The following is an 834-nucleotide window of genomic DNA, read 5'->3' on the forward strand; positions in this document are numbered from 1 at the left end:
GATCCATCGAGGGCGGGCCGTTCAGGTCTTGCGTTTCAGGGAGCCGCTGGCGGCGTCGCGCACCTCGATCTGGCCGGCTTCCAGGTCGACCTGGGTGCGCAGCAGCAGCTCCAGCGGCACCGGCTGGGCCCACATGAAGCCGCGGATCTCGAACTCGATGACGTTGTGCGTGTCGAGCACGCTGGACGGCTCGATCGCCTTCACCTCGAGCGAGTCCTCCATCACGCGCGGCTCGAAGCGCAGGATGGCCTGCTTGATCGTGCGTTCGAGCAGCGGGATGTCGATGCGCGACGCGAGCTGGCCCGACATCGGCGGCAGCCCGAAGTTGATGACCGATTCGCCGGCCAGCGGGTATAGCTCCGCCAGCCGCGGCATCGGCTTGACGGCGTTCAGCAGCCACGACAGGTCGCGCAGCACCGCCTCGCGGATCTGCGCCTTGTTCATCACGCGCGACTCGTCCGACTCGACGCGCGAATGCGGGTTGAGGTCGGTCAGGCGGTCGAGCAGGACCGGCTGAAGGCGATCGCGGACCTCATGGGTGGCCATGGTCGTCGGTCAGGCCGCGGCGTCCGGCGTCGGCTCGTCATCGGGCACCGGCAGCGGCTCCAGCGTGATCTCGCGCACCGCCAGCAGGTCGGAATCGTGCTCGCCGAGCGCCAGCACGCGCTGGCCGATGCCGCGGAAGTGCTCGTCGTTCAATGCCTGCCATTCGGTGCGGCGCGACAGCTGCGCCAGCGCATCGCCCTCGGTCGCGGTGCCGGGGTAGCGGGTCGGGATCAGCGCGACCGACTGGCCGCCGTTGGTGAATTCGAGCTGTGCGGCGCTCCATACCAT

General features: G+C 69.1%; 2 protein-coding genes. Both read right to left on the reverse strand.

The window, feature by feature from the left end:
• Positions 1-21 precede the first annotated feature (21 nt).
• Positions 22-546, reverse strand: a complete 525-nt coding sequence (gene tssE, locus AC1D12_RS34450; RefSeq protein WP_477825309.1) for a type VI secretion system baseplate subunit TssE — start codon at positions 544-546, stop codon at positions 22-24.
• Positions 547-555: 9 nt separating this feature from the next.
• Positions 556-834 (reverse strand): type VI secretion system accessory protein TagJ (locus tag AC1D12_RS34455; protein WP_477845542.1); only part of this gene is annotated, 279 nt, incomplete at its 5' end.

It is taken from the genome of Rhizobacter sp. P1_G5 (assembly GCF_056405435.1).

Bases quoted from the DNA above. Each gene is read 5' to 3' on its own strand.
- tssE (WP_477825309.1), bottom strand. From the start codon at position 546: ATGGCCACCCATGAGGTCCGCGATCGCCTTCAGCCGGTCCTGCTCGAC.